Origin of the sequence: Ancylobacter radicis (genome assembly GCF_018449475.1) — a bacterium.
GTDB classification, from domain to species: domain Bacteria; phylum Pseudomonadota; class Alphaproteobacteria; order Rhizobiales; family Xanthobacteraceae; genus Ancylobacter; species Ancylobacter radicis.
In genome coordinates this window covers 428530-444717 of record NZ_JAHCQH010000015.1, presented here as the reverse complement: position 1 = coordinate 444717, position 16188 = coordinate 428530, and the positions used below count along the sequence as shown (strand labels likewise).

13 protein-coding genes are annotated in these 16188 nt (G+C 65.0%); 11 read left to right on the top strand and 2 right to left on the bottom strand.

Going from position 1 to position 16188, the window contains the following annotated elements; translation table 11 throughout:
* Nucleotide 1: 1 nt before the first annotated feature.
* Entirely contained in the window at nucleotides 2-2302 is a 2301-nt protein-coding gene (locus KIP89_RS08055) for an FdhF/YdeP family oxidoreductase (protein WP_213754870.1), read from the bottom strand.
* Nucleotides 2303-2734: 432 nt separating this feature from the next.
* On the opposite strand from KIP89_RS08055, the gene KIP89_RS08050 reads away from it, so the two are divergent.
* The 10 genes from KIP89_RS08050 to KIP89_RS08005 all read left to right on the top strand — a co-directional run bounded on the left by KIP89_RS08050 (nucleotide 2735) and on the right by KIP89_RS08005 (nucleotide 14327).
* Nucleotides 2735-3541, top strand: coding sequence for an ATP-binding cassette domain-containing protein (locus tag KIP89_RS08050; RefSeq protein ID WP_213755443.1), 807 nt, complete (start codon nucleotides 2735-2737; stop codon nucleotides 3539-3541).
* A gap of 378 nt (nucleotides 3542-3919) precedes the next feature.
* Nucleotides 3920-5470 carry a glycerol-3-phosphate dehydrogenase gene (gene glpD / locus KIP89_RS08045; RefSeq protein ID WP_213754869.1) on the top strand — a complete coding sequence of 517 codons (1551 nt, stop codon included), beginning with the start codon at nucleotides 3920-3922 and terminating at the stop codon, nucleotides 5468-5470.
* Entirely contained in the window at nucleotides 5467-6576 is a 1110-nt protein-coding gene (locus KIP89_RS08040; RefSeq protein WP_213754868.1) for an ABC transporter ATP-binding protein, read from the top strand. Before glpD ends, KIP89_RS08040 begins: the two co-directional genes overlap by 4 nt.
* Nucleotides 6577-6588: 12 nt before the next feature.
* Nucleotides 6589-7686 (top strand): ABC transporter ATP-binding protein, encoded by a 1098-nt coding sequence (locus KIP89_RS08035; protein ID WP_213754867.1) that lies wholly within the window; start codon nucleotides 6589-6591, stop codon nucleotides 7684-7686.
* Nucleotides 7686-8588, top strand: coding sequence for a carbohydrate ABC transporter permease (locus tag KIP89_RS08030; RefSeq protein ID WP_213755442.1), 903 nt, complete (start codon nucleotides 7686-7688; stop codon nucleotides 8586-8588). The genes KIP89_RS08035 and KIP89_RS08030 overlap by 1 nt, the downstream gene beginning before the upstream one ends.
* 29 nt (nucleotides 8589-8617) lie before the next feature.
* A complete protein-coding gene (locus tag KIP89_RS08025) occupies nucleotides 8618-9394 on the top strand; it encodes a carbohydrate ABC transporter permease (protein WP_213755441.1) in 777 nt (258 codons plus the stop codon).
* 11 nt (nucleotides 9395-9405) lie between these two features.
* On the top strand, nucleotides 9406-9711 hold the full coding sequence (locus KIP89_RS08020) for a DUF2160 domain-containing protein (protein ID WP_213754866.1): 306 nt from the start codon (nucleotides 9406-9408) through the stop codon (nucleotides 9709-9711).
* A 59-nt stretch (nucleotides 9712-9770) separates the two neighbouring features.
* Entirely contained in the window at nucleotides 9771-11519 is a 1749-nt protein-coding gene (locus tag KIP89_RS08015) for an ABC transporter substrate-binding protein (protein WP_369807113.1), read from the top strand.
* Nucleotides 11520-11656: 137 nt separating this feature from the next.
* The gene (glpK, locus tag KIP89_RS08010) at nucleotides 11657-13162 is read left to right on the top strand and encodes a glycerol kinase GlpK (RefSeq protein WP_213754864.1); all 1506 of its coding nucleotides are present in this window, start codon (nucleotides 11657-11659) and stop codon (nucleotides 13160-13162) included.
* Between the two features lie 238 nt (nucleotides 13163-13400).
* On the top strand, nucleotides 13401-14327 hold the full coding sequence (locus KIP89_RS08005; protein WP_213754863.1) for a glutaminase: 927 nt from the start codon (nucleotides 13401-13403) through the stop codon (nucleotides 14325-14327).
* Between the two features lie 135 nt (nucleotides 14328-14462).
* On the opposite strand, the gene KIP89_RS08000 is transcribed toward KIP89_RS08005, so the two are convergent.
* Nucleotides 14463-14651 carry a DUF2735 domain-containing protein gene (locus tag KIP89_RS08000; protein WP_213754862.1) on the bottom strand — a complete coding sequence of 63 codons (189 nt, stop codon included), beginning with the start codon at nucleotides 14649-14651 and terminating at the stop codon, nucleotides 14463-14465.
* 449 nt (nucleotides 14652-15100) lie between these two features.
* On the opposite strand from KIP89_RS08000, the gene KIP89_RS07995 reads away from it, so the two are divergent.
* Entirely contained in the window at nucleotides 15101-16135 is a 1035-nt protein-coding gene (locus tag KIP89_RS07995) for a glutamine synthetase beta-grasp domain-containing protein (protein WP_213754861.1), read from the top strand.
* Nucleotides 16136-16188: the final 53 nt, after the last annotated feature.

Below are 16188 nucleotides of genomic sequence, written 5' to 3'. Positions count from 1 at the left end.
GTCAGTTGGCTCCCTGCACGGTGGAGGACTTCACGAGGCGGACCGGCACGGCCTTCGACGAGGGGGTGAAGCTCTGCGGGTCATGCGCGTAGAGCGGCACGAGCGGGTTGGTCTCGGGGTAGTAGGCGGCGCAGCCACCATCCGGGAAGCTGTAGGGCACCACCTTGAAGCCGCGCACGGCGCGCTCGATGCCGTCCTGCGACAGGGTCACGATGTCGACCCGGTCATCCGCCTTCAGACCGCGCTTTGCCATTTCCTGCGGGTTGAGGAAGATCACATCGCGCTGGCCATAGACGCCGCGATAGCGGTCGGAGAGTGAGTACAGTGTGGTGTTGTACTGGTCATGGCTGCGCACGGTGGTCAGCCACAGCGCCTCGGGATCCGTGACGCTGGGATCCTCGCAGAGCCCTTCACAGACCAGCAGGTTCGCCTTGCCGGAAGGGGTAGCCCAGATCCGCTCGCGGGCGAGCGAGGTGAGGTGGAAGCCGCCGGGCTCCTCGATCCGGGCATTGTAGCCCTGGAAGATCGGGAACACCGCCTCGATGTCCTCGCGGATCAGTGCGTAGTCGGCGGTCAGCTTCTCCCAGTCGACCTTGGAGCGCGCGCCGAGCGTTGCGCGCGCCATGCCCGCGATGATGGCGGGTTCGCTCTTGAGGTGCTCCGAGGCCGGCTTGTTGTGGCCGCGCGAGGCATGCACCATCGACATGGAGTCTTCCACCGTCACCGCCTGCGGGCCGCCGGCCTGCTCATCCAGCTCGGTACGGCCGAGGCACGGCAGGATCAGCGCCTCGCGGCCATGGACGATGTGGCTGCGGTTCAGCTTGGTGGCGATGTGAACGGTGAGGTCGAGCCGGCGCATCGCCGCCTGGGTCTGCTCCCAATCGGGAATGGCGGCGGAGAAATTGCCGCCCAGCCCGATGAAGACCTTGGCATCGCCGCGCACCATGGCTTCCAGCGCGGTGACGACGTTGTGGCCGGGCGCGTGGGGAGGCGCGAAGCCGAAGCGCGCCTCAAGCGCGTTGAGTAGCGCGTCGCTGGGAACTTCGGTGATGCCGACAGTGCGATCGCCCTGCACGTTGGAATGACCGCGCACCGGGCAGATGCCGGCGCCCTCGCGGCCGATATTGCCGCGCAGCAGCGCGAGGTTGGCGAGCTGCTGAACGTTCTGTGTGCCATGGCGATGCTGGGTGATGCCCATACCGAAAACGATGATCGCCCGCTCGGCTTTCATGTAAGCGTCGGCGGCGACCGCGATATCGACGCGCGCGATGCCGGATTTGCGCTCGATATCGGCCCACTGCGTCGCCTTCAGATCGGCGATCAGCGCCTCAACGCCCGCCGTGTGGCCGTGGATGAAGTCCCAGTCGAGTACCGGGGCGCCCCCGTCGCGACGGGACGCCTCATCAGCCTCGACCATCAGCTTCATGATACCCTTGATGAGCGCGACATCGCCGCCGACCTTGACCTGAAACAGGCGCGAGGAGATCGGCGTGGAGGTGAGCGTCGCCATCTCCACCGGGTTCTGCGGGGCCTGGAAACGTTCCAGTGCCCGCTCGCGGAACGGGTTGAACGACATGATGGTGGCACCGCGCCGCGAGGCGTTGCGCAAATCCGTCATCATCCGCGGCGAATTGGTGCCGGGGTTCTGACCGAAGATGAAGATGCAGTCGGCCTTCTCGAAATCCTCCAGCAGCACCGTGCCCTTGCCGACGCCGAGCGACTGCGGCAGCCCGACGCTGGTGGCCTCGTGGCACATGTTGGAGCAGTCGGGGAAATTGTTGGTGCCGTATTCGCGGGCGAACAGCTGGTAGAGGAAAGCGGCCTCATTGGAGGCGCGGCCCGAAGTGTAGAAGTCCGCCATATTGGGATTGGGCAGCACGTTGAGATGCCGCGCCACGATGGCGAAGGCTTCCTCCCAGCTCACCGGCACATAGCGGTCGCTGTAGGAGTCGTAACGCATCGGGTGCGTCAGCCGTCCCTGCATCTCCAGCTCGAAATCGGTGAAGGCTTCAAGCTCGCTCACCGTGAAGGAGGCGAAGAACTCCGGCGTGCACCGTTTCGTCGTGGCCTCCCAGGCCACCGCCTTGCCGCCATTCTCGCAATACTCGAATGGCGAGGGATTCTTCGGGTCGGCCCAGCCGCAGCCGGGGCAATCGAACCCGCCGTGCTGGTTCATGCGCGACAAGGTGGCCATGCCGGAAATGGCAATGTCCTGCTCGGCGAGGGCCGTGCCCATCGCCTTGAGCGCCCCCCAGCCGCCGGCTGGCTCGTGATAGGGGCGGATGGTCTTGACGATGCCCATGGCGGTCTCCTGTCGCGAGAAGCTCGAGAGGCCGGCCATTGCAGAATTGGCCGGTTGGGAGCCGCCGCATTGGAGAAAAACGCCGGATCACCCGACGGGATTTAACGTCGAGGTCAGGCTTCAGATAAATGATCTGCCCATATGCGCTGGACATACATAGGTATGCGGACCGGCAATCTCTTGCGGAGCATGATGCGTGAAGATCCCGAGGGGCTTAAAATTGACCCTGGCAGCTTCATTCGTTGTCCGTGTGAACGGTTTGATCTGACGTGTTTAGTCTTGAATTTTTATAATATAAAAGCGTATTTTGGTGCCGTTGGGCGTGCCTATACTATGGAGCATTTGACCGTGGTCGATGGGATGGCGTAAGCGGGTGCGGGGAGCCTTCGGAAGGCTCCCGTCGTCAGGAGGCACCGCTTGAACCCGCCGCTCATGTCACCGCTGGCCGCTGCGATCGATGAGGTCGCCGCGCCGCTGTTCGATCTCGACAGCGTCTCCTTTGCCGTGCCCGGGCGGGTGCTTCTCGAACCGCTGACCCTGTCGCTTCCGGCTGGTCGAGTCATCGGACTGATCGGGCATAATGGCTCGGGCAAGTCGACGCTGCTGAAGATTCTCGCGCGGCAGCAGCCAGCCTCGGCGGGCGTGGTGCGATTTGGCGGCCGCTCCCTTGGTGACTGGAATGATCGCGGTTTCGCCCGCAAGCTCGCCTATCTGCCACAGGCCACGCCTCCGGCGGCGGGATTGCTGGTGCGCGAGCTGGTGGCGCTCGGGCGCTATCCCTGGCACGGCGCGCTTGGCCGCTTTTCCGACATTGACCGGCGCAAGGTGGAGGAAGCCATCGAGCTGACCCGGATCGCGCCCTTCGCTGATCGCCTGGTCGACACGCTCTCCGGCGGCGAGCGCCAGCGGGCCTGGCTCGCCATGCTGGTGGCGCAGGACGCCGAATGCCTGTTGCTCGATGAGCCAACCTCGGCGCTCGATATCGCCCATCAATTGGAGGTGCTGACGCTGGTGCGGCAGCTTTCCCATGTCAAGAAACTGAGCGTTGTCGCGGTTCTGCACGACATCAACATGGCTTCGCGCTTCTGCGATGAGATCCTCGCCCTGAGCGGAGGGCGCCTCGTAGCGCGCGGTGCACCCGACGATATTCTCACGCCGCCCCAGTTGGAGGCGATCTATGGCGTGCGGATGGAGGTGTTGAGCCGAGTGGGCGGAGGCCGGTTCGCCGCGCCTCTTTAACGATAGCCTGCGCTCGCTTATCGCGCGTTCCGAAGGTCGTACGCACAGTCGCTGATGTGCCCTCAATCTTGTCGCCCGGCGAGGCTTTCTGCCGTCGGGTTTGGCCTGTCGCTCGCCCGTGCAGTGCGTCACGCGCGAGCGGTGCGCCGACAGCGGCGGCAGTATCGTTTTTCTCCCTCATTTCACCAAGAGAGACGTGGGCTTCATGGGTCGGCGTCGCCGCAATGCGGTCATGTTTTGTTGCGTTGCATCTAAACGAAAGTTCGATTCTTTCGGAATTTCCGCTATTGCCCACCCTTTGGCTTTCATATAGCGTTTATGTGAAGATAAAAACGAAAGTGCTCCTGACCAAAAGGAGCCGTCATTGGGAGGCGCCGCGTGGACGCTCGCACGCTCGATCCGCTTTACGATCTTGCCGTCATCGGCGGCGGGATCAATGGCTGTGGCATTGCCCGCGACGCCGCAGGGCGTGGCGCGTCCGTCGTCCTGTTCGAGCAGGGCGATTTTGCCGGTGCTACCTCTTCGGCCTCGACCAAGCTGATTCATGGCGGTCTGCGTTACCTCGAACATTACGAGTTCCGGCTGGTGCGTGAGGCGCTGATGGAGCGCGAGGTGCTTTGGCGCATCGCACCCCACATCATCTGGCCGCTGCGTTTCGTTCTGCCCCATCACAAGGGATTGCGGCCCGCCTGGCTGCTTCGGCTTGGCCTGTTCCTTTATGACCATCTCGGCGGGCGCAAGCTGCTGCCGGCGACGCGCACGCTGGACCTCACTCGCGACGAGACGGGCAAGCCGCTGCGCGACGGCTATAGCCGCGGCTTTGAATATTCCGACTGCTGGGTCGAGGACAGCCGCCTCGTCGTGCTGAACGCGCTTGATGCCGCCGAGCGCGGGGCGGACATTCGCCCGCGCTGTCGCGTCCTCGGGGCGAGCCGAGTTGGCGATCACTGGCAGATCGATGTCGAGCAGGATGGCGAGCGCGCGAGCGTTCGGGCGCGTGTTCTGGTCAACGCCGCCGGCCCCTGGGTGCATGAGGTGCTGGCGCAGGTGGTGCGGGTCAATTCTCCCGCCAATGTCCGTCTCGTGCAGGGCAGCCACATTGTGGTTCCCAAGCTGTATGACCATGACCGGGCTTACATCTTCCAGAACGCGGATGGGCGGATCATCTTCGCCATCCCCTACGAGCACGACTTCACGCTGATTGGTACGACCGATCGCGATTTCGGCCAGACCCCCGGTCGCCCGGTCGCCAGTGCCGAGGAAATCGCCTATCTCTGCACTGCCGCGAGCGAGTATTTCCGCTCGCCGGTGACGCCCGAGCAGGTCGTCTGGACCTATTCCGGCGTGCGGCCGCTCTATGATGATGGCGCGTCCAAGGCTCAGGAAGCCACGCGCGACTATGTGCTGGAGATGGAGGAAGGAGAGGGGCGCCCGCCGCTGCTCTCGGTCTTCGGCGGCAAGATCACCACCTATCGCCGCCTTGCGGAACACGCGCTGGAGAAGCTCGGAGCTTTCCTGCCCTCGGCGTCGAAGGTGTCCTGGACAGGCAAGGAACCGCTGCCGGGCGGTGATTTTCCGGTCGGCGAGCCGGTGCGTATCGTCGCTCAGTTGAAGCGCGCCCATCTCTGGCTCGACGAGGCTTTGGCCCGTCGCCTCGTCATGGCCTATGGCACGCGCGCTCTCCGGCTGCTCGATGGCGCGCGCAGCGCCGCCGATCTCGGCCGGGTGTTCGGCGCCGATCTAACCGAAGCGGAGGTGCTTTATCTCATGCGCGAGGAATGGGCCCGCACGGCCGAAGATGTGCTCTGGCGCCGCTCGAAGCTCGGTCTGCGTTTCTCGGCCGAGCAGATCGAGGCGCTCGACATGTTCATGCGGGAGAAGGTGCAGCTGCGTCCCATGCCGGCAGTGGTTCAGGGAGGCGCAGCGTGACGCTCGAGCTTGAAAAAGTCAGCCGTGCTGTCGCCGGCGTCACCCATATCCACGACGTGTCGCTGCGTCTGGAGCGCGGCAGTCTCAACGTGCTGCTCGGCGCCACCCTGGCCGGTAAGACCAGTCTGATGCGCCTGATGGCCGGCCTCGATGCCCCGACCTCCGGCCGGGTGCTGGTGGACGGGAAAGATGTCACCGGCTTCACGGTGAAGAAACGCTCGGTGGCGATGGTCTACCAGCAGTTCATCAATTACCCCGCGCTGACGGTCTACGAGAACATCGCCTCGCCCTTGCGCGTGGCGGGTCTGCCCCGATCCGAGATCGAGGCCCGCGTCGCGGAGGCGGCACGACTGCTCAAACTCACCCCTTATCTTCAGCGCCGGCCGCTGGAAATGTCCGGTGGCCAGCAGCAGCGTTGCGCCATCGCCCGCGCCTTGGTGAAGCGGGCTGATCTGGTGCTGCTCGACGAGCCGCTGGCCAACCTCGACTACAAGCTGCGTGAGGAACTGCGCGAGGAACTGCCGCGCATCTTCGCCTCCACCGGCGCGGTATTCGTCTATGCGACCACCGAGCCGATGGAAGCCCTGCTGCTCGGCGGCAGCACGGCAACGCTGCGCGAAGGCCGCCTGACCCAGTTCGGGCCGACGGCGGAGGTCTATCGCCGTCCGGGCGATCTCGCCACCGCCCGCGTCTTCTCCGATCCGCCGCTCAACACGCTTCAGGCCACCAAATCAGGCGGCACGGTGCGGCTGCAAGCCGGCGGATCCATTCCGGTGGCGGGTGCCTTCGCCAGCGTGCCGGATGGCAGCTACACGATCGGCGTGCGCGCGCATCACCTCCAGGTGGAAGCCGGTGAAGGGCATGAGGCGGCGCCATCGATCAATGGTGTGTTCCGCCTGCGGGCCAGCGTCACGGTCGCCGAAATCACCGGCTCCGAGACCTATCTGCATATGGAAGCTGGTGAAACGCCGCTGATCGCGCTGCTGCCGGGTATTCGCGGCCTCGAGCCGGGGACGGCGGTCGATGTGCTGGTTGATCCCGGCCAGATCCTTCTGTTCGATTCTGCCGGCGCGCGCGCCGGCCGCGCGCTCGACGCGGCAGCCTGACGGAGACGCGCGATGGCCAGCATCACCCTCGATCATCTCGCCCATGCCTATCGGCCCAATCCGCAGGGTCCGCAGGATTATGCGCTGAAGGAAATCAACCATGTCTGGCGGCAGGGCGGCGCCTATGCGCTGCTCGGGCCGTCCGGTTGCGGCAAGACCACGCTGCTCAACATCATTTCCGGGCTGGTCATACCGACCAATGGCCGCATCCTGTTCGACGGCCGCGACGTTACCCATCTGCCGACGGAAGCACGCAATATCGCGCAGGTGTTCCAGTTCCCGGTCGTCTACGACACGATGACCGTCCGTCAGAACCTCGCCTTCCCGCTGAAGAACCGGGGGGTGCCGCGCGAAGATATTGATCGCCGCGTCGAGGAGATTGCTGGACGGCTCGACATGAGTGCGGTGCTGGACCGCAAGGCGCAGAACCTCACCGCCGATGCCAAGCAGAAGATCTCGCTCGGGCGGGGCCTCGTGCGTTCGGACGTCGCCGCCATCCTGTTTGACGAGCCGCTGACCGTCATCGACCCGCATCTGAAATGGCAGTTGCGCTCCTCGCTGAAAGAGCTGCACCGCTCGCTTGACCTGACGATGATCTACGTCACCCACGACCAGACCGAGGCGCTCACCTTCGCCGACACGGTGGTGGTGATGCATGACGGCGCCGTGGTGCAGACCGGAACGCCCGAGGAACTCTTCGTGCGACCGGCCCACACCTTTGTCGGCCATTTCATCGGCTCGCCGGGCATGAATGTGCTGCCGGCCTCGGTGGAAGGGCGCACCGCTCACGTCGGAGGCGCGGGCGGCGTCGCCATTCAGCTCGCGCGTGGTTATTCCGCCCTGCCGGCCGGCGCCCGTATCGAACTCGGCGTACGGCCCGAATTCGCCCAGCTGGCACCGGCCGGCGCCGGCGTGCCGGTCGTGGTGAAGCGGATCGACGATCTTGGTCGCACCCGCATCGCCCGGATCGAGATTGCCGGCCATCCGGCTTCTGCCCTTGTTCCGGAGGGCGTTCATCTGAATGGTGACCAGGCCGGGCTCATGCTCGATCCGCAGCAGATCCATATCTACGCCGACGGCGCTCTCGTCGCGGGCCAAGGGGGCGCATGATGGAAAAGCCGCTGAACAATCGGGCCTGGCTGCTCGTTGCGCCGGTGTTCCTCATCGTCGCCTTCTCGGCCATCCTGCCGATCATGACGGTCGTGAATTATTCGGTTCAGGACACGTTCGGGAACAACCAGTTCTTCTGGAACGGCCTCGGCTGGTTCCAGGAATTGCTCGATCCCTCGACCGAGCTCGGCGGGCGGTTCTTCGACGCGCTGTGGCGCAACCTGATGTTCTCCGCGATCATTCTCGCCATCGAGGTGCCGCTCGGCATCCTCGTGGCCCTGTCCATGCCGCGCGACGGCTGGAAGGTGGCGGCGACGCTGGTGCTCATGGCGCTGCCGCTGCTGATCCCGTGGAACGTCGTCGGCACCATCTGGCAGGTCTTCGCCCGCGCCGATATCGGCCTCGCAGGCTGGGCACTGAACGCGCTGGGCATTCCCTATAACTACACCGGCGACGTCATCTCGGCCTGGGTCACCATCGTGGTGATGGATGTCTGGCACTGGACCAGCCTTGTCGCGCTGCTGTGCTATGCGGGCCTCAAATCGATCCCTGACGCCTATTATCAGGCCGCGCGGATCGATGGCGCCTCGCGCTGGGCAATCTTCACCACCATCCAACTGCCGAAGATGAAGCGCGTGCTGCTGATCGCCGTGCTGCTGCGCTTCATGGACAGCTTCATGATCTACACCGAGCCCTTCGTGCTCACCGGTGGTGGCCCCGGCAATGCCACCACCTTCCTCTCCATCGACCTCGTCAAGCTTGCTCTGGGGCAGTTCGACCTCGGCAAGGCGGCGGCGATGTCCCTCGTCTACAACCTCATCGTGCTCGCCGTGTGCTGGGTCTTCTACACCGTGATGACCCACGCCGGCACCGAGCGCCCGGTCCGGGAGATCGCGTCGTGAACTCCTCCTCGCGCGGCGGCACCTTCGTCATGGTGCTCTATCTCGTCTTCCTGATGCTGCCGATCTACTGGCTCGTGAATATGAGCCTGAAGACGAATTTCGAGATCAACACCACGGTCTCGCTGTGGCCCCGTGACATCACCTTCGAGCACTACATCAAGATTTTCACCGATTCGAGCTGGTATTCGGGCTATATCAACTCGCTGACCTATGTGGTGCTCAACACCATCATCTCGATCAGCCTGGCGCTGCCGGCGGCCTACGCCTTCTCGCGCTACACCTTCGTGGGCGACAAGCACCTGTTCTTCTGGCTGCTGTCGAACCGCATGGCCCCGCCGGCGGTGTTCGCGCTGCCCTTCTTCAATCTCTATTCCGCTATCGGCCTGTTCGATACGCCCTGGGCCGTGGCGCTGGCGCATTGCCTGTTCAACGTGCCGCTCGCGGTCTGGATCCTGGAAGGCTTCATGTCCGGCGTGCCGCGCGAGATTGACGAGACCGCGGCGATCGACGGCTATTCCTTCCCGCGCTTCTTCGTGAAGATCTTCATGCCGCTGATCGCGAGCGGCATCGGCGTCGCCGCCTTCTTCTGCTTCATGTTCTCCTGGGTGGAACTGCTGCTCGCCCGCACGCTTACCGCCACCAACGCCAAGCCGATCGCGGTGACGATGACCCGCACGGTCTCGGCGGCCGGTATGGACTGGGGGCTGCTCGCGGCGGCGGGCGTGCTCACCATCATTCCCGGTGCGCTCGTGATCTGGTTCGTGCGCAACTACATCGCCAAGGGCTTTGCCCTTGGGCGGGTCTGAGGGAGGTTGCGATGGAAGAGACCACCAGCCACCTCGCCGAGAACCTCGCCTGGATGGCGTGGACCTGGCAGACCGGCGTGTTCTTCGCCGTCATCGCCAGCCTTCTGGTCATCCTGACGGTCATTGCGGTCTGGAAGCCTGAGCGCGCCCGCGTCGGCGTTCTCGGTATCCCGACGACGCGCGGCGACCGCTTCTTCATCACGCTGCTGGGCAGCGCCTTCATCAATCTCGCCTGGCTTGCCCTGGTGGGACCCGAACTTGGCTGGGCGCTGGCGCTCTGCCTTGTCTACGCACTGGCGGTGTTCCGCCTCGTGTGACGCACAAAAGCGGCGAAGGCCGCAATTTCTCGGAGAGACGGGAGGAAGCAATGAAGCAGATGTCACGCCGGACAAGATTGCTGGTCGCAGCCAGTACCATGGTGCTGTTCGCCTTCGCGCCACCCGCGCGCGCGGATGAGGCTGCTGCCAAGAAGTGGATCGACGCGGAGTTCCAGCCCTCGACGCTGTCGAAGGACGAGCAGCTGAAGGAACTCCAGTGGTTCATCAAGGCGGCCGAGCCCTTCAAGGGCATGGAGATCAACGTCGTCTCCGAGACCATCACCACCCATGAATACGAGGCCAAGGTTCTCGCCAAGGCGTTCTCGGAAATCACCGGGATCAAGCTCACCCACGACCTCATCCAGGAAGGTGACGTCGTCGAGAAGATCCAGACGCAGATGCAGTCGGGCAAGAACATCTACGATGCGTGGGTGAACGATTCCGACCTCATCGGCACGCATTTCCGCTACAAGCAGGCCGTGCCGCTGACCGACTGGATGGCCGCCGAGGGCAAGGACGTCACCTCCCCGACGCTCGACCTCAAGGACTTCATTGGTCTGTCCTTTACCACCGCGCCGGACGGCAAGCTCTACCAGCTGCCCGACCAGCAGTTCGCCAACCTCTACTGGTTCCGCTACGACTGGTTCACCAACCCGGACTACAAGGCCCGCTTCAAGGCCAAGTACGGCTATGATCTCGGCGTGCCGGTGAACTGGTCGGCCTATGAGGACATCGCCGACTTCTTCACCAACGATGTGAAGGAGATCGACGGCGTCAAGGTCTATGGCAACATGGACTATGGCAAGAAGGATCCCTCGCTCGGCTGGCGCTTCACCGATGCGTGGCTGTCCATGGCCGGCAATGGCGATCGCGGCCTGCCGAACGGCAAGCCGGTCGACGAATGGGGCATCCGCATGGAAGGCTGCCGCCCGACCGGCTCCTCGGTGGAGCGCGGTGGCGACACCAACGGCCCGGCGGCGGTCTATTCGATCGTCAAGTATATCGAGTGGCTGAAGAAATACACGCCGCCGCAGGCGCTCGGCATGACCTTCTCCGAGGCCGGCCCGGTGCCGGCGCAGGGCACCATCGCCCAGCAGATGTTCTGGTACACTGCCTTCACCGCCGACATGGTGAAGCCCGGCCTTCCGGTGATGAACGCCGACGGCACGCCGAAGTGGCGCATGGCCCCGTCGCCGAAGGGCGCCTACTGGAAGGACGGCATGAAGCTGGGCTACCAGGACGTCGGTTCCTGGACGCTCTTGAAGTCCACCCCGGTGGACCGGCGCAAGGCGGCCTGGCTCTACGCCCAGTTCGTGACGTCGAAGACCGTGTCGCTGAAGAAGAGCATGGTGGGCCTGACCTTCATCCGCGAGAGCGACATCTGGTCGCCGGCGATGACCGAACGGGCGCCCAAGCTCGGCGGCCTCGTCGAGTTCTACCGCTCGCCGGCCCGCGTGCAGTGGTCGCCGACCGGCTCGAACGTGCCGGATTACCCGAAGCTGGCGCAGCTGTGGTGGCAGAACATCGGTGACGCCTCCTCCGGCGCCAAGACCCCGCAGGCGGCGATGGACGCCCTCGCGGCGGCGCAGGACTCGGTGATGGAGCGCCTGGAGCGTTCCGGCGTGCAGGGCGAGTGCGGCCCGAAGCTGAACGCCAAGAAGCCGATGGAGTACTGGGTCGAGCTCGCCAAGAAGGAAGGCAACCTCGCCCCCCAGCCCAAGCTCGCCAACGAAAAGCCCAAGGGCGAGACCATCGACTACGACGCCCTCATCAAGTCCTGGCCGGCAACCCCGCCGAACAAGAACTGATCCCGCAACAGCCCGATTCCGCCCTCTCCCCACGCGGGGGAGGGCGGCGTCTTGTGCTGCGGGAAGACTTTTCCCTTCGATCATGGCACGTGGTGGCTGGGCTGAAGTGCCCGCAGCCTTCGAGGTGAGACGCCGTCATGAGTTCCTATCTCCTCGCCATTGACCAGGGCACGACTTCCTCCCGTGCCATCCTGTTCCGGCCCGACACCTCCCCTGCCGCCATGGCGCAGCAGGAATTTCCTCAGCATTTTCCGGCCTCTGGCTGGGTCGAGCATGAGGCGGAGGATCTGTGGCAGACCACTCTCGCCACCTGCCGCGAGGCCATCGCCAAGGCCGGCGCCACCGCCGCCGACATCGCCTCCATCGGCATCACCAACCAGCGTGAGACCACCGTGGTGTGGGATCGCCGCACCGGAACCGCGATCTACCGGGCCATTGTCTGGCAGGACCGGCGCACCGCCGAGCTGTGCGCCAGGCTGCGCGCCGAGGGGCATGAACCCTTGGTGAGCGAGCGCACCGGCCTCATTCTCGATCCTTATTTCTCCGGCACCAAGATCAGCTGGATTCTCGATCACGTCCCCGGCGCCCGCGCCCGCGCCGAGCGGGGCGAACTCGCTTTCGGCACTGTGGATTCCTGGATTCTGTGGAAACTCACGGGCGGCGAGGTCCACGCGACGGATGCCACCAATGCGGCGCGCACCCTGCTGTTCAACATCCGCACCGGCGAATGGGACGAGGACATGCTGGCGCTCCTGCGGGTGCCGCGCTCGATCCTGCCGGAGGTGAAGGATTCCGCCGCCGCCTTCGGGACCACCAAGCCGGAATTCTTCGGCGGCGCCATCGCCATTGGCGGCATGGCCGGCGACCAGCAGGCGGCGACCGTCGGGCAGGCCTGCTTCCTGCCGGGCATGATCAAGTCTACCTATGGCACGGGCTGCTTCGTCTTGCTCAATACCGGCGACACGCCGGTCGCCTCGTCCAACCGGCTGCTCACCACGATCGCCTATCAACTCGCCGGCAAGCGCACATATGCCCTTGAAGGATCTATCTTTGTTGCCGGCGCCGCGGTGCAGTGGCTGCGCGACGGGCTGGGCATTATCGGCACCTCGGCGGAGAGCGAGGCGCTCGCCGAGACGGCGGATCCCGCCCAGCAGATCTATCTCGTGCCGGCCTTTGTCGGCCTCGGCGCGCCGCATTGGAACCCGGATGTGCGCGGCGCGCTGTTCGGCCTGACGCGCGCCACCACGCGAGCGGAATTCGCCCTCGCGGCGCTGGAAAGTGTTTGTTATCAGACATCTGACCTCCTGGAGGCGATGCGGGCGGACTGGAAACAGGCGTCCGGCAAGGCGGCGGCGCGGGCCACTGTGCTGCGCGTCGATGGCGGCATGGCGGCCTCGAATCTGGCCATGCAACGCCTCTCCGACCTGCTCGCCGCGCCGGTCGACCGGCCGGTGGTGCGCGAGACGACGGCCCTCGGCGCGGCCTATCTCGCTGGTTTTCAAGCGGGAATCCTGCCGGCGCCGGAGCGGTTCGCCGATAGCTGGCGGCTCGACCGGCGCTTCATGCCGAGCATGGCGCCGGAAACCCGGACCACCAAGCTGGCCGGTTGGCAGGACGCGGTGCGCCGCCTGACGATGCCCTGACACAGGGCTTTTTCCCCCGCCGGGGTGGCGGATCGTCAGTGCAGTGAGGTGGAGCATCAGGCCAGTGTGTGCGGGTGAGGCCATCCATCGGGCATGCCTCCGGCCGTGCCGCCAGGCGCCTCGCGCTGACGGCGCGGGGTGGCGGTTGCAGCGCGGCTTGGCTATTGCAAGGGCGAGCTGACATCGGACGTCCCTGTCCCATCCCCCGCCCCGTTCCCTGCCGAGGAATCCCCCCGCCGTGCCCGACCTCGACCAGACCGTTCGTGACATCGCCGAGGAAATGCGTGCCCGCCCCGATCGCGGCGAGGTGGCGACCTATATTCCCGAACTTGCCAATGTCGATCCCGGCGCCTTCGGCATTGCCGTGGTGGATGCGGAGGGCCATGTCGCCGCCGCCGGCGATTGCGACATGGCGTTCTCGATCCAGAGCATCTCAAAGGTGTTCACCCTGACGCTGGCGCTGGGCAAGATCGGCGACCGGCTGTGGCGCCGGGTCGGGCGCGAGCCCTCCGGCAGCGCGTTCAACTCGATCGTGCAGCTGGAGGCCGAGCACGGCATTCCGCGCAACCCGTTCATCAATGCCGGCGCCATCGCCGTCACCGACGCGATCCTGTCCGGCCACCAGCCGCGCGAGGCGCTGGGCGAGATCCTGCGCTTCCTCCAGTTCATCGCCGAGGACCCGAACATCTCGATCGACGAGAAGGTGGCGGCCTCCGAGCAGCGCACCGGCTTCCGCAACCGGGCGCTGGCCAATTACATGATGGCGTTCGACGTGCTGGAGAACCCGGTCGATTACACGCTGGGGGTCTATTTCCACCATTGCGCGATCGCCATGACCTGCCGGCAGCTGGCCATGGCCGGGCGGTTCCTGATGCATGGCGGGCGCAACCCGTCGACCGGCTTTTCGGTGGTGTCGCCGGAGCGGGCGCGGCGCATCAATGCGGTGATGCTGACCTGCGGCCATTATGACGGCTCGGGCGAATTCGCCTATCGCGTCGGCCTGCCGGGCAAGAGCGGGGTGGGCGGGGGTATTCTGGCGGTGGCGCCGCGCAAGGCGTCGATCGCGGTGTGGTCGCCGGGGCTGGATGCCAGCGGCAATTCCCATCTCGGGCGCATCGCGCTGGAAATGCTGACGCAGCGCATGGGCTGGTCGATCTTCGGCTGAGGGCGGGCGGCCCGGCAACGCCTGAATGCGGCGCAGAAACAAAGAGGGCCGGACGCTAGATCGCCGGCCCTCTGGAAACGTCGTGCTTGGAGCGCGGAGCGCGTGACATGGTCATCATCCCGATGATGGCCGCTGTCAGTTCTTGCGCCCCGTATCCTCTTTGATGGCTTCTTCATGATACCAGCTGCCGAACGAGATGGCGGGGAGCTGGGCGGCGGCTTCGCGCCGGGCCTTGTCGTCGAGACGCGGGTTCGCCGCATTCGCCCGGCCACCGACCGGGAACTGGTAGATCGTCGCGCTTTCGCGATGGACGCTGGCACTCATTCTGTTTCTCCTTGATGGGCTGCGCGTTCCCGCATCAGCCGTTGACGGCAATCTAGCACGTTCCGCATGGCGTTGGTGCAAAATGCACATTTTACGATCACAAGAAGATCAGAAATTGTGCAGTGCCGAACGAGCCTTAGCCCTCCCGGCGTTAACGGCGATGCCGGCACTTTAGTTGCCGCGGCTTTTGCGGGGCTGCCTTGCGTAAGGACAGGCCGGCACGGGCCTGACGCGCGGCCGGGGGTGCCGCCCGCCTTTCGGGGCGGCGGCAGGGTGTCGCGCTTCGTTCACATCCCGCGTGAGGAGGGCGCGCACAGCGCCTTTCGGCGCCAGTTGGCACGGCTCCTGCTTGTGCTTTTGCAGCCGTTGGCGGTCGACCGACTTCTCGCGCGGCCGGCGAAGCGACCGGGGGGCCTGCGGCACCGGTCTTAGCTTGTGAGAGATACGCAATGACGAAGTACAAACTCGAGTACATTTGGCTCGACGGCTACAAGCCGACGCCGAATCTGCGCGGCAAGACGCAGATCAAGGAATTCGACCACTTCCCGTCGCTCGAGGAACTCCCGCTCTGGGGCTTCGACGGCTCGTCCACCATGCAGGCCGAGGGCCGTAGCTCCGACTGCGTGCTGAAGCCGGTTGCGATCTACCCGGATCCGGCCCGCAAGAACGGCGCGCTGGTGATGTGCGAAGTGATGATGCCGGATGGCGTCACCCCGCATGCCACCAATGCCCGTGCCACCATCCTGGACGATGAAGGCGCCTGGTTCGGCTTCGAGCAGGAATACTTCTTCTACAAGGACGGCCGTCCGCTCGGCTTCCCCGAGCATGGCTATCCCGCGCCGCAGGGCCCGTATTACACCGGCGTCGGCTTCAAGAATGTCGGCGACGTCGCCCGCGAGATCGTGGAAGAGCATCTTGAGCTCTGCCTCGAAGCCGGCATCAACCATGAAGGCATCAACGCGGAAGTCGCGAAGGGCCAGTGGGAATTCCAGATTTTCGGCAAGGGCTCCAAGCGGGCTGCTGACGAAGTGTGGATGGCCCGCTACCTGCTGCTCCGCCTGACCGAACAGTATGGCGTGGACATCGAGTTCCACTGCAAGCCGCTCGGCGACACCGATTGGAACGGCTCGGGCATGCATGCCAACTTCTCCACGAAGTACATGCGTGAAGTGGGCGGCAAGGAATATTTCGAGGCGCTCATGGCGGCCTTCGAGAAGAACCTCGACGACCACATCGCCGTCTATGGCCCGGACAACCATCTGCGCCTGACCGGCAAGCACGAGACCGCCCCGTGGAACAAGTTCTCCTACGGCGTGGCTGATCGTGGCGCCTCGATCCGCGTTCCGCACAGCTTCGTGCGCAACGACTACAAGGGCTATCTCGAGGATCGCCGCCCGAACTCCCAGGGCGACCCCTATGCGATCGCCTCGCAGATCCTGAAGACGGTCTCGGAAGTGCCCACCAAGGCCGCCGCGGCTGCGTGATCGCCTGAGCCGGGCCCGCGGGCGAGAGCCCCGGGCCCGGTTTTCCGGCATCG

Excerpts from the sequence above, each read along its gene's own strand:
- KIP89_RS08055 (WP_213754870.1), bottom strand. The coding sequence starts at position 2,302 with ATGGGCATCGTCAAGACCATCCGCCCCTATCACGAGCCAGCCGGCGGC.
- KIP89_RS08050 (WP_213755443.1), top strand. The coding sequence starts at position 2,735 with ATGTCACCGCTGGCCGCTGCGATCGATGAGGTCGCCGCGCCGCTGTTC.
- KIP89_RS08035 (WP_213754867.1), top strand. The coding sequence starts at position 6,589 with ATGGCCAGCATCACCCTCGATCATCTCGCCCATGCCTATCGGCCCAAT.
- KIP89_RS08030 (WP_213755442.1), top strand. The coding sequence starts at position 7,686 with ATGGAAAAGCCGCTGAACAATCGGGCCTGGCTGCTCGTTGCGCCGGTG.
- KIP89_RS08025 (WP_213755441.1), top strand. The coding sequence starts at position 8,618 with ATGGTGCTCTATCTCGTCTTCCTGATGCTGCCGATCTACTGGCTCGTG.
- KIP89_RS08020 (WP_213754866.1), top strand. The coding sequence starts at position 9,406 with ATGGAAGAGACCACCAGCCACCTCGCCGAGAACCTCGCCTGGATGGCG.
- KIP89_RS08015 (WP_369807113.1), top strand. The coding sequence starts at position 9,771 with ATGTCACGCCGGACAAGATTGCTGGTCGCAGCCAGTACCATGGTGCTG.
- glpK (WP_213754864.1), top strand. The coding sequence starts at position 11,657 with ATGAGTTCCTATCTCCTCGCCATTGACCAGGGCACGACTTCCTCCCGT.
- KIP89_RS08000 (WP_213754862.1), bottom strand. The coding sequence starts at position 14,651 with ATGAGTGCCAGCGTCCATCGCGAAAGCGCGACGATCTACCAGTTCCCG.
- KIP89_RS07995 (WP_213754861.1), top strand. The coding sequence starts at position 15,101 with ATGACGAAGTACAAACTCGAGTACATTTGGCTCGACGGCTACAAGCCG.